The 16,029-nt window shown below is 48.0% G+C and carries 14 protein-coding genes; 8 read left to right on the top strand and 6 right to left on the bottom strand.

The window, feature by feature from the left end; all coding sequences use genetic code 11:
• The first annotated feature begins 88 nt into the window (after nt 1–88).
• From AC3ITG_RS03610 to bcp, 4 genes are read left to right on the top strand one after another with little or no spacing between them, the layout of a single operon-like run.
• Entirely contained in the window at nt 89–1,135 is a 1,047-nt protein-coding gene (locus tag AC3ITG_RS03610; RefSeq protein ID WP_413028930.1) for an ABC transporter ATP-binding protein, read from the top strand.
• A 1-nt stretch (nt 1,136) separates the two neighbouring features.
• Nucleotides 1,137–1,931, top strand: a complete 795-nt coding sequence (locus AC3ITG_RS03615) for an ABC transporter permease (RefSeq protein ID WP_053779604.1) — start codon at nt 1,137–1,139, stop codon at nt 1,929–1,931.
• A 13-nt stretch (nt 1,932–1,944) separates the two neighbouring features.
• A complete protein-coding gene (locus AC3ITG_RS03620) occupies nt 1,945–2,721 on the top strand; it encodes an ABC transporter permease (protein WP_489254405.1) in 777 nt (258 codons plus the stop codon).
• Nucleotides 2,722–2,767: 46 nt separating this feature from the next.
• Nucleotides 2,768–3,232, top strand: coding sequence for a thioredoxin-dependent thiol peroxidase (gene bcp, locus AC3ITG_RS03625; RefSeq protein ID WP_489252819.1), 465 nt, complete (start codon nt 2,768–2,770; stop codon nt 3,230–3,232).
• Nucleotides 3,233–3,325: 93 nt separating this feature from the next.
• Here bcp and AC3ITG_RS03630 read toward each other — a convergent pair whose 3' ends face one another.
• The 6 genes from AC3ITG_RS03630 to AC3ITG_RS03655 all read right to left on the bottom strand — a co-directional run bounded on the left by AC3ITG_RS03630 (nt 3,326) and on the right by AC3ITG_RS03655 (nt 9,498).
• Nucleotides 3,326–4,453: a GerAB/ArcD/ProY family transporter gene (locus AC3ITG_RS03630; protein WP_175382198.1), complete on the bottom strand. Its 1,128-nt coding sequence runs from the start codon at nt 4,451–4,453 to the stop codon at nt 3,326–3,328.
• Between the two features lie 44 nt (nt 4,454–4,497).
• Nucleotides 4,498–5,604 carry a GerAB/ArcD/ProY family transporter gene (locus AC3ITG_RS03635; protein WP_489252820.1) on the bottom strand — a complete coding sequence of 369 codons (1,107 nt, stop codon included), beginning with the start codon at nt 5,602–5,604 and terminating at the stop codon, nt 4,498–4,500.
• A 20-nt stretch (nt 5,605–5,624) separates the two neighbouring features.
• A complete protein-coding gene (locus AC3ITG_RS03640; RefSeq protein ID WP_489252821.1) occupies nt 5,625–5,861 on the bottom strand; it encodes a hypothetical protein in 237 nt (78 codons plus the stop codon).
• Nucleotides 5,862–5,866: 5 nt separating this feature from the next.
• Nucleotides 5,867–7,069 (bottom strand): Ger(x)C family spore germination protein, encoded by a 1,203-nt coding sequence (locus tag AC3ITG_RS03645; RefSeq protein WP_489252822.1) that lies wholly within the window; start codon nt 7,067–7,069, stop codon nt 5,867–5,869.
• 18 nt (nt 7,070–7,087) lie between these two features.
• Nucleotides 7,088–8,599, bottom strand: a complete 1,512-nt coding sequence (locus AC3ITG_RS03650; protein WP_489252823.1) for a spore germination protein — start codon at nt 8,597–8,599, stop codon at nt 7,088–7,090.
• A gap of 254 nt (nt 8,600–8,853) precedes the next feature.
• Complete coding sequence (locus AC3ITG_RS03655) at nt 8,854–9,498, bottom strand: DedA family protein (protein WP_489252824.1); 645 nt, start codon at nt 9,496–9,498, stop codon at nt 8,854–8,856.
• Between the two features lie 245 nt (nt 9,499–9,743).
• Between AC3ITG_RS03655 and AC3ITG_RS03660 the strand changes: the two genes are divergently transcribed.
• From AC3ITG_RS03660 to AC3ITG_RS03675, 4 genes are all read left to right on the top strand, one after another.
• Nucleotides 9,744–11,012: a polysaccharide deacetylase family protein gene (locus AC3ITG_RS03660; protein WP_489252825.1), complete on the top strand. Its 1,269-nt coding sequence runs from the start codon at nt 9,744–9,746 to the stop codon at nt 11,010–11,012.
• 103 nt (nt 11,013–11,115) lie between these two features.
• Complete coding sequence (locus AC3ITG_RS03665; RefSeq protein WP_489252826.1) at nt 11,116–12,105, top strand: AAA family ATPase; 990 nt, start codon at nt 11,116–11,118, stop codon at nt 12,103–12,105.
• Nucleotides 12,102–13,466: a DUF58 domain-containing protein gene (locus AC3ITG_RS03670; protein ID WP_489252827.1), complete on the top strand. Its 1,365-nt coding sequence runs from the start codon at nt 12,102–12,104 to the stop codon at nt 13,464–13,466. The genes AC3ITG_RS03665 and AC3ITG_RS03670 overlap by 4 nt, the downstream gene beginning before the upstream one ends.
• Entirely contained in the window at nt 13,453–15,816 is a 2,364-nt protein-coding gene (locus AC3ITG_RS03675) for a DUF4129 domain-containing transglutaminase family protein (protein WP_489252828.1), read from the top strand. The genes AC3ITG_RS03670 and AC3ITG_RS03675 overlap by 14 nt, the downstream gene beginning before the upstream one ends.
• Nucleotides 15,817–16,029: the final 213 nt, after the last annotated feature.

Genomic DNA, 16,029 nt, shown 5'->3' on the forward strand with positions numbered 1-16,029 from the left:
TTTAAAGCTTGCTGAATTTTGACTGATACTATTATAATTTCTTTTTGGGCTACAAGCAATTTCAACAAAATCCAAGTGAGGTATAATCATGCTGGCGATTGATGTCAAAGATTTACGCAAGTCGTTTAGCGTCCAGAAAAGTCGAGGAGGACTTAAGGGCGCATTCCAGGATCTGTTTGCACGTCAATACCAGGAGGTCTTGGCTGTAAATGATATTTCATTTCAAATTCCGCAAGGCGAAATATGCGGATATATTGGGGAGAACGGTGCCGGTAAATCAACAACGATTAAGATGTTGACCGGCATTTTGGTGCCTACTTCAGGGCAAATATCGGTTGGTGGATATGTTCCGTATCAGGAACGTGAGAAGTTTGTACAGAATATTGGTGTCGTTTTTGGTCAACGCAGCCAACTCTGGTGGGATATTGGTGTCATTGAGTCCTTCCATCTGCTGCGCAAAGTGTATCGAGTAGGTGAGGTCGATTTCCGCAAACGTCTGGATGAATTGGTTGAGCGGTTACAGCTTCAGGATCTGCTGAACCGTCCGGTACGTAAGCTCAGTCTTGGACAGCGTATGCGCTGTGAACTGGTTGCTGCGCTGCTGCATAATCCGGATATTGTGTTTCTGGATGAGCCAACCATTGGTCTGGATATTGTTGTGAAGTCGGAAATCCGCGAATTCCTGAAAGATATGAATAAGGAACACGGAACAACCATTTTGCTGACAACCCACGATCTGCAGGACATCGAAGCTTTATGTTCAAGAGTTATTATGCTCGATGCGGGCAATATCATCTATGATGGCGGGTTGGATCATCTAAAATCCCAGTGGGGCAAAGAACGGGAAATCCGGTTCAAGTTTGGTACGGCTCACCCTATGGAACAAATGCTGGGATGGACAGCTGCGTTTCCTGTTCGCTGGACGGTGGAGAACGAACTGTCCGCATCGGTCTGGATTCCACTTGAACTCAACGTGTCGGATGTGCTGGGACGTGTCGTTGGACAGGCAGATATTACCGATATTCAGATTATTGAGATTAACACGGATGAGATCGTGCGCAGTATTTACCAATCCGGTTCAGCCGAGCGTCCCGAGATTGTGGGAGCAAAGAATGAAGCGGTGGGTGTATCCTAACATGAATAGTGCATTTTTTGATTTTATGCGCATCCGGTTCCTGACGATGCTTGCATACCGGGTGAATTATTATTCCGGCATTTTGATATATACGCTGAATATCGGCGTGTATTACTTTACGTGGCAAGCCATTTACGGCAGTAGTGGTGAACTGGGCGGTTTTACTGCAGCTCAGATGACGACATATGTGGCTGTATCTTGGATGGCGCGTGCGTTTTATTTTAACAACCTGGACCGGGAAATAGCCGCAGACATTCGGGATGGCTCCATTGCCATTCAATTCATAAGACCGATCAACTATGTCATGGTCAAAATGATGCAGGGGCTGGGCGAAGGTATTTTCCGTTTCCTGCTGCTCATGATTCCTGGAATGCTCATTGCCATTCTGTTGTTTCCGGTTGAACTGCCTACGGCGCCGTCCGCGTGGATTGGCTTTCTGGTTATGCTGTTCTTCAGTTTCCTCATTAACTCCCAGATCAATGTCATTACGGGACTGGCCGCATTCTTTGTGGAAAACAATGAAGGCATGATGCGCATGAAACGCGTCGTGGTTGATCTGTTCTCCGGTCTGATCATTCCAATCAGCCTCTATCCAGGCTGGATGTCCGCAGTGATGAAAGTATTGCCTTTTCAGGCCATTACGTATCTGCCCGGCTCGGTTTTCACTGGAAGAGTGGAAGGCACAGGCATCTGGAGTGTACTCGGCATTCAGGTGTTCTGGTTTGTCATACTGCTCATTCCGATGATGCTGATCTGGCGTCAGGCGCGCAAGCGTCTGTTCGTGCAAGGAGGATAACAGAGTGTACTATATGGGTCTGATCTGGGAATATTTAAAAAATTACATGAAGACACGTCTCACGTACCGCGCCGACTTTTGGGTCGAGATCCTTTCGGATTTGCTGTTCCAGGCAACCAATCTGATCTTTATCTTTGTGGTTTTCCGACATACGGATAATTTGGGAGGCTGGAGTGAGAGTGAAGTCCTTTTTGTTTATGGATATTTTATGGTGCCTTACGGCATCTTCAGTTGCTTTATCAATCTGTGGGGGTTCAGTGAACGGTATATTGTCAAAGGTGAGATGGATCGCATATTAACTCGGCCTGCGCATAACTTGTTCCAGATTTTACTCGAAAATGTGGACCCGCCTGCGCTTGTAGGATCATTTATCGGCCTGATCATCATGGGCATCAGCGGTGCGGAGATGGGGCTAGTTATGGAATGGTGGCATATTCCGGCTCTCATTATTCTGACTTTGAGTTCAGTACTGATCTATGCAGGAATCTACATCACCCTGACGTCGTTATCTTTTTATTCGGACGCGCCTACAGGCATCCTGCCATTAATGTACAACATTCAGGGATATGGACGTTATCCGGTAACCATCTATAACCGTGCGATTCAGGTCCTGTTAACGTGGGTCATTCCATTTGCCTTCGTGGGCATTTATCCGGCGGCCCTTTTCCTGGAACGATCCGAGATGCATCGTATGGCGATGCTGACACCTGTGATGGGATTGGTGTTTGGCTCGATCGGTCTTCTCCTATGGAATTATGGCGTGAAAAAGTATCGCGGAGCAGGATCATAACAGAAGACCTTTGTGAAAGGATAGACGAGATAAAGGAGGAAATGAGATGACATTAACCGAAGGCAAGCTGGCACTAGACTTTGAACTTCCGTCCAGTACGGGAGAGACGGTGAAGCTCTCGGATTATCGCGGACAGCGGGTGTTGATATATTTTTACCCGAAGGATATGACTTCTTCCTGCACACAGCAGGCATGTGATTTCCGTGATCGTCATGAGGAGTTCAAGGGGTTAAATACAGTTATTCTGGGGATTAGTATTGATCCGATGAAGCAGCACGACAAATTCATAGCCAAATACGGCTTGCCATTCATCCTGTTATCCGACGAAGAACATAAAGTTGCCGAGCAATACGGCGTATGGCAGCTCAAAAAGATGTATGGCAAGGAATACATGGGAATGGAGCGCTCCACGTTTCTCATTGATGAAGAGGGTATACTACTGAAGTCGTGGTCGAAAGTGCGAGTCAAAGGGCATATTGAGGCTGCGTTGGAGGCTTTACAGCAACTTTAGGAAGTTTACTCGTCTGTTCTCTATACATCGAAAAAATGTTTACTTCATAAATAAAGGCTGTGTTCGCGGTTTATACCGTGAATCACAGCCTTTTTATGTGGGCAAGCGTTCTGGAGGGGGCTGATTTTTCCGGTTCTTGCCAAAGCGAATGCGATGAACAAGTAAAAGCAGCAGAGGAATAATAAAACTGCAAGTAATGTCCCAATCCACCCATGCAGGCATAATGGTTTCGATATAAAAAATGACATTGGGGGAGATCAGGATGGCCAATGCAAACATGAGCAAGGATGAAGGGAGAATGAGCGGTTTGTAGGTTTTCAACTGAAACAGCTGAGCTAGTCCGATAACAAAAGCGAACATGTACAGCAGGCTTTTGAAATAGGTCGCAATTAACCAGGCAGTAGCCATGAAGGCTTCAATACGCTCAAAGAAGTTACCGATATTAATTTTTTGAGACAGGGTATACGAAATAAAAATGTTATGTTGGGTTAGGAAAGGACCCACAACCATAAGGGAAAACAATAACAGTATACACAGGAGCAGACCTCCGCAGAAAGTGGCAAGCAACAGGTCTCGTTTAAGGTGCGGCCCTGACACTACATAAGGAAGAATCATCGTAAGCACGAGCAACTCCCCGAAGGATGTAAATGCTCCACGTACAACGGTTTCAATCAAATGAACCCGGCTGATGTTAAAGATAGGCTGCAGATGTGAAACTTTTATGTTGGGCAGCAACCCCACGAACAGGAGTGCCATGAAGACAACAACAATAGGGGTCAATAGTTCACTGGTTGCTCCCATGGTTTGCAATCCTTTCATTAGGCCCCAGATCAGTGAACACATGAGCATAATCAAAATGACACGGATGGGGGTCTCGAGGTAGATTTGAGTCGTCATAAAGTCTCCAACTTCGCGGATACAAATGGCAGCGCCTATTGCAAAATAGAATAGGTAACCAATAGACAAGACCGATCCAATCCATGTACCAAGCAATTTCTTGCAAATTTCTATTAAAGATAGTTCAGGGGAGGTTTGTTGTAGTTTGTACAAAATCCAAATGATAAATAGACCGATGGGCTGACTGAGGAATGAGCATATCCATGCATCCTGTTTACCCAAGGTAGTGACCAGCGATGGATAGATCAAAATCATATCCCCAACCATGACAAGAAAGGTAAGCAAGGTGAATTGCCTAATGGTAATTTTATCTTTAATTATCATGGTCTCCAGCCTCCTTACTGACATAGTAGAACTCCAGCATTACCTTATACCGAAGGTTTGTTTTTCCAGCCCTTTTTGAACATATGCACCAACAGTAATAGTCCCGGCAAAATAATGCTCAATGTGGTGTCCCAATCTACCCAATATGGGACGACCGTAATGACGATGAAGGTCAAATTGGGCGAAACCAGATTGGCAAGGCCGAATATAAGCAATGATGCAGGCAGGATGAGTATTCGATACTGCTTGAGCTTAAATAGTTCGGCGCATCCGACGATAAATGCGTACATATACACCATCGCTTTAACATACGTGGAGATCAGCCAGGAAGAGGCCATGATGGCTTCAATACGCTCAAAGAAACCACCGATGTTAATCTTCTGAGATAAATTAAAGGAAGCATAGATGTTGTGCTGTGTAAGAAAAGCACCTAGAACAAGCAGAGAGATGGTAACCAATATTGCCAGCAACAAGTTGCCAAGTCCTGCTGCCATAAGAACATCCCGAGTTCGATGAGCCTGTTTTAGCGTGTAGGGAATAATCATCATAATGGGGACCAGTTCACCTACCGGATATATGATACTTACGAGAATGCCCTGCAGGATGGGCACGACGCCGGTATCCGTTATAGGTTTCAAGTTGCTGGGATCAACTTGAGGCAGTAAACAGAATGCAAGCACGAGAATAAACACAATCAGGATAGGCATCAGCAATTCACTGCTTCTCCCCATCGTTTCCAGACCATGATATAACCCCCAACCAACCGTAATCACAAACATTAGAATGATGACGCGAATCGGGGTGTACTGAAAGATTTGGGAGGTAAGGAAATCTCCAACCTCTCGTGTGTGTGTGGAGGCACCTATAACAAAAAAGAATAGGTAAAATGCGGATACCAGAGTGCCTGGCCAAAATCCCAGAATGCTCCGTGCAATCTGTATCAGATTTTTCTCCGGATACAGGTTGCACAGCTTTAAAAACATAAGGATGAGGCCCATTCCCAATGGAACCCCGATAAGAGCACATATCCAGGCATCTTGTTTGGCATAGGATGTGATGACCGAGGGATAGATGAGCATCATATCCCCGACCACCATCATGAAAATGAGGATGGACAATTGTCTTGTTCCGATGCGGCCCTTCTCAAGCATAATGTCCCCTCCTTTTTCCCTTAAGTTCCAGTCAAGTGTGCCAGAAATTGATTTACAGGTTCATAGATCCATATGATGAGATAAAGTGGGCTTGGGATTTCCCACAGGTTTGCCGCGAAAATGCTTAGAAAGGTAGCAATGATCAGCAAGACACCATAAACAGCTGTTTCTTTCCATTCCTTGCGACGTATGAGCCCAGGCAGATCGTACCATCCAATGATCCCTGCAGTCACAACTACACTAAGTGTAAGTAACACCTGTCTCACTCCCTAATTTGATCTCTGAATGAATCATCCAATGTGCCTACACGTTTGATTTGCACATTAACTTTGTAATCGACATCCAGATCTTCTAGATAGTGATCCCAATCCTTCTCCACCTTTTTGAAGAACTTGGGATCAGCATGATAGACCTCTTGCCCGAATCCGAAAATATCAACGTGGAATTTGCGCTGTACCGATTTGACGGATTTTTGCATTAGATCTACAAGACGTTCCTCACTATCTCGTTCCAATTCTTTGAGTACTTTCATTGAACCAATTTTTATTTCACATTCCACCGCACCGATGGAGGATACATTTTTCATTTTGATGTTGATTACAGGATGTCCGTCAACGACTTTTGCACTCCGTTTTGTCGTTGTGCGGAGTGCTTTGAAGGTCACATATCCGTCTTTGCGACAAGGCAGATGACTGATGGTGGATACTACATTGTTTCGAATGTAGTTATACCCCTTGGATTCATCCTCCGTTAGCCAGCCAATCAGTTTATCTCCTCTGAATACAGACAGCCCGGTTGAATTCAGTCGCGCAGGAGCTTTAATAGTTGCAATATTTTCTTGATGTCCGCTTTTCTCCGGATTGCCAACGACCTCTACACCGGTAATCACAGGCTGTATTCCGGGAGACAAAATATATTCCATTAACTGATCGCCAGTTACAGTTGTTGTCGGTGACCATGTCTTGGTAGAGACATCTAATGAATTGAACATTTTCTCCGCAGGTAAGTTTTCAAGAGGTGTCATCACGTCAAGCACTTTGGAAGCCGTTGTATTTCTTGCCACCATGACGTAATAGTCAGGCCGAACTGTAGGTTCCCGCATTAGAGCTTCGGTCACATCATAAATCCCGACTTTGCGGGCGTATTCTTCGCCATATACCAAAATACGTATGTGCGCCATAAAGATACGACGTGGGCTTGACTCTGTCAGTTTCTGAATAGCTTCAAACAGCGTTGGGGCAGAAGCCTGATACTGAGTCACAGGGGTCCCTTTGCCTCCCCCTGATTTGGACGAAACTTCATTAGGGACAACCACTTGAGCACTCACTTTAATCATATCACCATCCTTGTCCACACCCAGTCCCAGCATAATACCGAGTTCATTGAGTTCCTGGCGATCCCAGCATCCGGTAAGGAGAGGGAGCAGAACGGCAAAAGACAGAATCAATTGTAGGCATTTGTTCATACACGTTCTCCTTACCGATTATCGCTTCGTTTTTTTGTCAGCTTGTCTGGTTTCATTCGCAGTTCCGGTAGAAAGTGGACGGGTCTTCATCCGGGCCCAAGGCACGCGGAAGATAGTATCTTTGAGATCTTTCCCAATGTAAGGTGCGAATGGGGACATATAAGACACACCGAAAGATCTTAAACTGCATAAATGGGTTACTGTAATTAGCAGAACCATCAGAATTCCGTAGAAACCAAAGGCAGCAGCCAGAATCATCAGGACAAATCGTAGAATCCGTACAGAAATGGATAATCCATTTTCTGGAATAACATAACTGGATATCGCTGTAATGGATACGATAATAACCATGGCAGCCGATACAACGCCTGCATCTACCGCAGCTTGACCAATTACAAGGGTACCCACAATGGAAACGGCCTGACCGACCGTTTTCGGAATCCGTATGCCAGCTTCCCGCAAAATTTCATAGGTCAACTCCATTAAGATGGCTTCAATAAATGCTGGGAATGGAACGCCTTCACGCTGCGCTGCCAAACTGATAAGTAGGTTGGTAGGCAGCATCTCTTGATGAAAGGTTGTAATGGCAATATAAAAGGATGGAGCGAGCAGCGCGATAAAGAAGGCCAGGTAACGAATCATTCGAATTAATGAGCTAATATCGGCCCGTTGGTAGTAGTCTTCGGGAGACTGAAAGAAATGAACAAACAAGGCTGGGACAAGCAGTACGAAGGGAGTACCGTCTATAATGATCGCAACCCGACCTTCCAGCAAAGCAGCACATACGGTGTCTGGTCGCTCGCTGTTATAGACCGTAGGGAAGATCGTACCTGTTTTGTCTTGCACCAGTTCTTCGATATATCCGCTTTCCAGAATAGCGTCAATATCAATCTCATCAAGTCTGCGCCGCAGTTCTTTTACAACCTCCTGATCGACAATATGTTCGAGATAGACCACAGCAACCCTGGTGTTGGTAACTCGGCCAATCTCCCTTTCTTCAATCCAGAGATGGGGGTCTCGAATTCGTTTGCGTATCAAGCCTGTATTCGTACGCAAATTTTCATTGAAGCCTTCCATGGGTCCTCTTACAACCGTCTGGGAAATCGGTTCACCGACGGCACGATCTTCCCATCCTGCAGCTGCAATTTTCAGTCCCTGATCGGAACCTTCTAGGAGTACAACCGCAAAGCCCGCCAGAAGGGCGTCAAGAACATCTTTTAACTCTTTGATTAATACTACATTGCTGGCGACTAAGACATCATTCTGGAGATAGCTCAAATGCTCGTTTTCCGCCGAAAAGTCAGGCAGTTCACGGGTCTGTAACAAGGATTCCAGAATGGAATGATTCACAATCTGCACGTCTACCATCCCATCGATGTACAACATGACAGAAGGCCATTTGTGCAAACACTGCAGAGGACGAATCATCAAGTCTTTGCTATTCCCCATCACTTTCTTGCAATAATCCGTATTTTCCGTAAGATTCGGAGATATTCTCTGATCCTGACTGCTCTGCGCTGCTGTACTCATTCCTTCACCCCTTATACACCCTATATTTGCAAATTAGTATGACCTGGATGAATCAGGATTATCACAAAAGTGTTATTGAATATCCCACAAAATAAAAAAGAACATGAAAAAAAGGAGCCGCAATATGCAGCTCCTTACTATTAACAGAAAGGTTAACCCGGAGGTCCCACATCTAATAGGGCAGAAAAACCTCTGCGCTAAATGTGTCTGAATTCAACCATTGATATCATCGATAGATATGTGAATGCTATCGTTTATTTTTGTCTTTGCCGAATAGCGGCAGGCTTGCGCAACGATCGGGCTGCCCACGCTTTTCGATAACGGTACAGTACGGCTGCAATCAGCAGCAGTCCAATCCCCGCCACGATGTAAGGTGCATATTGATGAACAAGCTGAAACGCCGTGTTCCATTGAGGTCCAAATATTTTGCCGATGCCCAGGAACAGCATGACCCAGAACAGTGCGCCTGAATAGGCGTAGAGAGCGAATTTGCGAAAGGGAACAGCGGCTATACCCGCGAAATATCCGGTGAAATGTCTCACTCCCGGAATGAAATAACCGATGAAGATCAGGGCATTGCCGTACTTAGCAAACCACTTTTGCGTTTTATCCAGCTTGTCCTGTTTCATCAGAAACCATTTTCCATATCGTGTAATGAACGGCAGACCTGCTTTGGCCCCAATAAAATAAGTGATCGTCATGCCAATCGTCGTTCCCAGAAAAGCGAGGATGGCGAGTATTCCGAAGTCCAGATGACCCTTGTAGGACAGAAAACCTGCATAAGCCATAGTCGTTTCTCCCGGGAAGGGAAGGGCGATGAATTCCAGCAATAAGCCAAAAAACAAAACGCTGTATCCGTAGGATCCAAACAGATGCTGGACCTTCTCAAGCAATTCCAATAGACTTCACTCTCCTGCAGACAGGGTGGGAGGAGATACGTACTCTCCAAGGAGTTTTGTTCACGATCCTACCTGTCCATTATGCTACCTAATCCGAAGCCAAGAATCAATCACGAGCCATCCCAAATTGTGAAAAATTATAAAACAAAATCGCGTCTTTTTTCAGCGCGCCCTCCATATAATTCTAACAAATCTGCTGAAGTCTATCAGCAAATTCACTAGAGACGTTGGAGGTTGATTCGAACATGGTAACACCAATACATACAATTTTATCTGGAAAATGGTCTGTGCTTATACTTCGCATTGTGGTACTGCTGTGTGTATTCGCTGCATCGGCAGGCACAACTTACGCTTCCTCTGTATCGGGGTCTGATGCACCCGCCTCCCAAGAAGAGAATCCTCAAGACAAGGTAGTCTATTTGAGTTTTGACGATGGACCGGGTAACCATACCCGTGAAGTATTGGATATTTTGCGCAAGGAACAGGTTTTGGCTACATTTTTTGTGCTTGGTGAGCAAGCAGAACGTTATCCTGAGATGATCCGTGCGGTTGTGGAAGATGGACATGCTTTGGGCAATCATACGTTTAATCATAATTATGAACAGCTGTACAGTGATTTCAAAGTGTTCTGGAAGCAGATCAAACAGACAGAGGCAGTAGTAGAGCGAATTACCGGATTTCGACCGAATCTGGTCCGGGCACCGGGAGGTACCTACGGACATTTTGATAAGAGTTATTTTGATCTGCTGAAATTGGGCGGGTACACCGTTATGGACTGGAACGTAGACAGCGGTGATTCCAAACGGAAGGGTGTTCCGGCCAAAGAAATCTTACACAATGCGACCAAGGTGCCTGCCGGGGCACATTCGGTTATTGTATTGATGCATGATGGAGGCGCTCATGCCGAGACGGTAAAAGCACTACCTGGCATTATCAAGTATTACCGCGATCAGGGTTTTCGTTTTGACACGATGAAGGCCTCGGATCAGCCTGTTCAATTCCGCATCGATTCCAATGGTAAATACAAGTCACGCAAAGCTCCGGGTAAGGAATGGGTCGCAGAAAATGTACAAGAGAACAGCAACTTGTGGTTGGCTGGCAAGGAACTGAAGGTGGAAATCGGCTTGGCAGCAGCCACATTGAAGCAAGGAGAGTTTCGCGTGGAAGATCAGCGGATCATGGTGCCTTTGCGGACCTTTATGAAAAAGTTCGGTGGCAGCGCTCGCTGGAATGCAGAGACCAGGACAGCTACAGCCGTATGGAAAGACCGAACCATCCATGCAGACAGTATCAGCGGAGACCTGACAACGAAACGTGCAGACCAGATGAATGACAGGATGACAGAGGGAGTCGTGCAGAGCCAGGGAGGAACGATTTGGGTTCCGCTACGTGAATTGATGGAGCATATGGGAGTAACCGTGGATTCACTAAAGGTGAATGAAAAGGAATGGACGGTTAAAGCCAGCGTTCCTCTGGCAGCTGCTAACAGCATGTATTTGGATAAATTGATCTGAATAAAGTCGTTCGTGCAGGACTATTCTCTCTACTTCCGGGCAACACTGAATCATAGATTAGTATGGTTCAGGAATGCCGATGGATGGAAGGAGATCAGGAGAAATGTCTTATATCCGAATGGAACATGAGCATGCCGTTGAATTGCTGAATAGAGTTATGAAGCGAGTTGAAAGTGTGATCATTGGCAAAAAACAAGAGATTCGTTATGTGTTAACTGCAATGCTTAGTGGAGGTCATGTACTTCTGGAAGATGTACCGGGTACAGGCAAAACGATGCTGGTTCGCGCCGTCGCTTCTGCGCTGGATTGCTCCATGGGACGAATTCAGTTCACGTCGGATGTGATGCCGGCAGATGTGACGGGCACGTCGATGTATCATCCGCATACGGGAGAATTCAAGTTTCGACCAGGCCCCGTCATGTCCAATATTGTTCTGGCCGATGAAATCAATCGCGCTTCCCCCCGTACCCAGTCGGCACTTCTGGAAGCGATGGAGGAACGACGCATTACGGTGGATGGCACAACCTATGCTTTGCCGCGCCCATTCTTTTTGCTGGCGACGCAGAATCCGTTGCAGTTTGAGGGCACTTATCGTCTGCCTGAAGCGCAGTTGGATCGTTTTATCATGAAGATCGGACTGGGGTACCCTGATCCGGAGCAGGAAGTCGAACTGTTAACCCGGATGCAAAGCAGAGAACTGCTTGATGAACTTCGCCCTGTCATGCTTGCTGAAGAAGTCGTAGCCATGCAGCGTGAAGTAAAACATGTACATGTGGACTCTGTTGTCAAACAGTATCTGGTTGCTGTGGCCGTTGCCTCCAGAAGTCATCCGGCGGTAAGATTGGGTATCAGCCCGCGCGGAACATTGGCCTGGATGGCCGCTGCACAATCGTTTGCTTACCTGCAAGGACGCAGTTATGTCATTCCCGATGATGTGAAAGAGATGGCTTTGCCTGTCCTTTCCCATCGCGTTCAATTGAAATCCCAGAACAGAGCGGAAATCTGGGCACAGGCGCAGGTGATTCAGGAAGCTCTGTCATCGGTTCCTGTACCTGTACAGATGGCGGCACAGGGAAGGGGACGGCGTCAATGACTGCGCTGGGTCAACGGATGTTGGGTGCTGTCCTGGTCATAGCTTTTGCCTCTTTGTATGTATGGCATGGCGGCAAGGCCGCGCTTTTTCTATCCATTATGGCAGCCTTGATGCTCGCAAGCGCACTGATTATCCATTTTCTCGGTCCGCGCAATATTAACATTCGGCGGCAAATGCATGCGAATCGGGTTGTGGTAGGCGAAAGAACGCGAGTGGCCGTGGAACTGAAATTCGACTGCCCGATTCCACTGTTATGGATCATTCTGTGTGAGAATACACCTGCCGGTGTACACCGTAAGTTACTATTTCCGGGAACCCGTCGCCAGTTTACGTATCAATATGAATTATCGGGTTTGCGCAGAGGTGTATACAGATGGGAATCAAGCAGATTGTACTGGGGTGATGTTTTCGGATGGAATACGGTCTCCGCAGAGACTGTGAATCATACCTCGCTCATTGTTGTTCCCCAAGCAGCGGAATGGGGTGAGAATAATCCCGGAGAATACTCGGCAGTGGGAGAAGATGCACTGTCTGAGCGAAGAAGCAGTCAAGGGAATCGCAGTCCTGAGTTCCGGGAATATCAGCAAGGAGACCCACTTGGGCGTGTTCATTGGAAAAGCACAGCCAAAACGGGTCGACTTCAGACTTTTTTGCCTGAAACCTCTGATTCTGTCTCGCTGGGTATACTGGTGTATGAAGGCGCATCCGGTTATGAAGTGCGGCAGTCAGAGAAGAGAGATACGCCCGCTTTTGAACGTGTAGTCCGTGCAGCTGCCCGTTGGATTCATACCGCTGAACGTGACAACATTCCTTATCAACTGTGGACGGAAGGTGGTGGGTCAGGATCTGCTCATCAGGAGAAATGGCAGCAAGAACTCCTGCACTCGCCTGAAAACCATGCGCTGGACAAGCTGGCGCAGGCACGAATTTCCGCGCCTCAAGCTGTATCTCCATCGCTTCGTACAGAGATGTTGGATAGAATGGCGATCGGCTCACGAATTGTGATCCTCACTGGCAAAATGGATGACGCTTTGGTGGAGTGGGTAATGTGTGCAATCGGGTTGGGATACAGGGTAGAGGTCCAGTTAACGGAGTTCATGGCCGGAGAAGGTTCATCACCTATATCGCGAGCGGAATCACTCAGCAGCCATATGGCTCAGAAGCGAGGACATCATGTTGATGCGGCAGATACCACTGTAGCTGTAGCAACAGCACAGTCCATTGCAACAGATCAAACTATTCGTGACATGGACAATGAAAGTGTGGAACAGCTTCGTCAAAGTGGAGTACAGATCCATTGGATTACAGACGGCTCTTTACCTTCAATGAGAAAGGCGGAGGTAACGGATGTGGGAGCATAATGGAAACTCTCAAGCGAATTCCACTGTGGCTGACCGGAGGCACACCGCAAGTTTGGGGTTAGAGTCTGTGCATTCCATATATAAAGCGGAAACCAGGACATCTGGAGTAGATTTGAAGAGTCATGGCCAAAATTCGGAGCCTCTCCTTTACAGAATCGGTCTTTCTGCCATTTTGCTTATATTGTCCATGGAGTGGATTTATCCGGTTACGTCAACGGGTCAGCAGGGCAGTGAACGATTCTTATCCGTGATGGCAGGATTAACGGGGGCCTTACTGCTCGCGGGGTTGCTTCGTACGGGCTGGATCACGGGAATACTGATTAGACTCTTCATTGCTCTAGCCGCATTATGTTGCATGTATGGAGGTAATGACCTTGCTGGATGGGCAGTTACCTATCCGACCACTCTTGCTGCCGATATGGGTAGTTTCATGAGTACGTGGCGTTTTCACTCGATTAGTGTGGAGACAAGAGGTCTGCTCATGATGTGCGGTTGGAGCATGCTGATGGCTTCCGTGCAGTCCCTTGTACTGCTGCGACGAAGTGTGATGCTTTTTGGCAGTGCAACATTGGTCTATTTGCTGCTGCTTGAATCCTTTGCCGGGCTGGATGTATATGCTTCGGTGATACGTTCTGTGCTGTGGATTCTACTCATTCAGGCCATGTTACAGTTGCTTCGCCTTAATGGCGGGGTCACTACACCGATCTTTAAGCATAGTCCTTATGGCCGTTGGTGCACGGTAACGCTTGCGGTGTCTGCAGGTATGGTACTTTTCTCAGCGATCCCTGGTCAACTTGCTTCCATTCCTCCACCGGAACGTATATCCCTTGAGCAGATGGGTGAACGGCTGGCCCGCTGGGCAGGCTATACACAGCACGGAAGTATTCCTGCCACAACCGCCGTCACAGGATATAGTACAGCGGATGCACCAATGGGCGCACCTTTGGTGCAGGGAGACACGATCTTTTTTACGGCGAAAAGTCCGGAAGCTACGTATTGGCGGGGCGAGACCCGTTCATATTATAACGGAAGCACCTGGAGTGATCCTGTGCAGAGCTTTGAGACGGCAAGTCCATCCGGATTGGTGCGTACCGATGGTTGGGAGTACCTAGCCTATTGGCAACGTATTCGTCAAACGGTAACGATGAAGCGAGAGTGGAGAGGACCCAATCCCCTCTTTACAGGTGGAATGCCACTCAATCTTTCGTTCCAGGATAAGAACAGGGATAATCAGAAGAATAAACGTTTACTGCTATCAAATGAAGATTCCGCAACGTTATGGCTCGCGGCTACCTATGATGATCAACCGGTCAAAAGTTATACGGCAGACATCATGATTCCCGTGGCAACACCTGAACAACTTCGCCTTCTGGGAAAGAAGTCCAACATGAAAGATCCGGCGGCAATTCGCAGAACGTATCTGCAGCTACCAACTACGCTTCCCGGACGCGTGCAGGCACTTGCTAAGGAAATCATTCAGGGAAGTGAGACCCGTTATGATGCCGTGCAGGCTGTAAAAACTTACCTTGCTGACCACGCCGAATATACGCTGGATACCCGTATGCCACCGCGCGGAACTGATTTTGTGGACGATTTTCTATTCGTTACGCGGCAGGGATATTGCAATCATTTCTCAACAGCTATGATTGTGCTGCTGCGTGCAGAGGGTATCCCGGCACGTTGGGTTAAGGGGTTCGGACCCGGGGAAGCGGACGCGGACGTTTCTGGGCAATACATCGTGACCCAGGGAGATGCACACTCCTGGGTAGAAGTGTATTTTCCAGGCGCGGGCTGGATGCCGTTCGAGGCTACGCCAGGCTTCACCATGACGCAGGGTGAAGCCCAAGACGCGGCTGCGCTCAGCGGGCAGCAGCCCGTTGCCGTAACTCCGCCGCAGACGGACGGCGGGGCTGCTCACGCGGGCGCATGGCTGCTCGCCCGCGCACGGGCCATTGCCGCGCACCCATGGCTCGCGGCAGCCCTTGCGGCAGCGGCGCTGCTGTGCGCCGCTGGGGCCATCCGCATGCGGCGGCTACGCCCCGCGCTGCGGCTGAGGCTGCTGCTGGCGTGGCCGCGCAGCAGCTTTCCGGACCGCGAGCGGCTGCTTAGCGCCGCCTCTCCGGTCTGGGCCGCGCTCGCGCGCCGCTACGGCCCGCGGTCGCCGGGAATGACGCTGCGTGAATATGCAGCGTCACCCGCCGTGGCCGCAGGCACAGACGGCGCGGACATCGCGCGGTTTGCAGCCGACTGGGAACGGCTGCTGTACGGGCCGGACCGTCCGCTGCGCGCGGACAGTCTGGACTTTCTGCGCCGGGCACTTCAACTGGCCCGGCGCATGCAGGCGCTGTAACACGAAGTACAGCGCAGCACTAAACATAGGACGCCTTTCTCGCCCATAAAGCGAACGAGGCGTCTTTCCGCGATCATACACCGTGAGCTTCATGCGGAAGATCTCTTTTATGCTGAAAATAGTGCGTCAACCCTTTTCTTATATTTCCGATCGGAAATATATAGAATGGAGGCGAGAATATTCGACTAAATATTGTAATCTCAGGCGTTGAAT

The organism is Paenibacillus sp. GL_099_B (assembly GCF_057835695.1).